1 protein-coding gene is annotated in these 741 nt (G+C 31.0%); it reads right to left on the bottom strand.

Features of this window, described 5'->3' with window-relative positions:
* Window positions 1-187 precede the first annotated feature (187 nt).
* Complete coding sequence (locus Aba26S_RS20990) at window positions 188-445, bottom strand: hypothetical protein (RefSeq protein ID WP_043975208.1); 258 nt, start codon at window positions 443-445, stop codon at window positions 188-190.
* Window positions 446-741 lie beyond the last annotated feature (296 nt).

Below are 741 nucleotides of genomic sequence, written 5' to 3'. Positions count from 1 at the left end.
CATTGCCGCTTGGATACGTGCAGCGCAACTCGCAAAGATGGAAGTTGAAAGCTACATTTTGAATATTTTGAGTTACTTCTTTAATTTTCAAGGGTAAAAATAAATTTTATAAGAAATATAGCTATTAAATTTTACTGAAGATTACTATGTTTATGCTAAAGACTTGAAGATTCATGCATATTAATAACTATTTGTTTGAAGCACTAAGATTTCGCTTTTTAATTTTATAACTTCCCCCTATAGCAATTTTGGGGGCTGGATCTGGGTTGCGTCCAGACAAATGTTTAATTAAGACGGGAGCGCTATCTGGAGCCTTGCTCCAGATAGCGTCGTGTTCTACATAAAGTACAGTGTTAGTGCATGCAGTCTTAATAAAGGTTTCACGAAGTATCTTAGCTGCTGCACTAGCTATGTCACTTTCATCTTCTAAGCTATAAATTTGCATATCTAAGACCTTATTTTGATTAAATTTGGTTAGGTTAACGAATAAAATAATACATATTTTAGCTCGGAATCTTATAAAAATAGTGAATTAAGTGAAAAATCTTTATTGATAAAAGTAGTTTTAAAGAATAAATGGGACTTAATTAATTTCTGAAACATTTACTTCAAATGATTGAATACATTGAGTATAAAAATGACAACTTATATGTCGTTGACTGTTGACATTCTTTGTCATTAAAAGGTTTAAGCTATTGATTATTAGATTACAGAATTGACAACTTATATGTCGCATGACGT

Source organism: Acinetobacter sp. NBRC 110496, from assembly GCF_000876115.1.
Taxonomy (GTDB): Bacteria; Pseudomonadota; Gammaproteobacteria; order Pseudomonadales; family Moraxellaceae; genus Acinetobacter.
Note: the sequence above shows the minus strand (reverse complement) of the source record. Positions and strands in the feature narration are given on the sequence as shown.

Excerpts from the sequence above, each read along its gene's own strand:
- Aba26S_RS20990 (WP_043975208.1), bottom strand. The coding sequence starts at position 445 with ATGCAAATTTATAGCTTAGAAGATGAAAGTGACATAGCTAGTGCAGCA.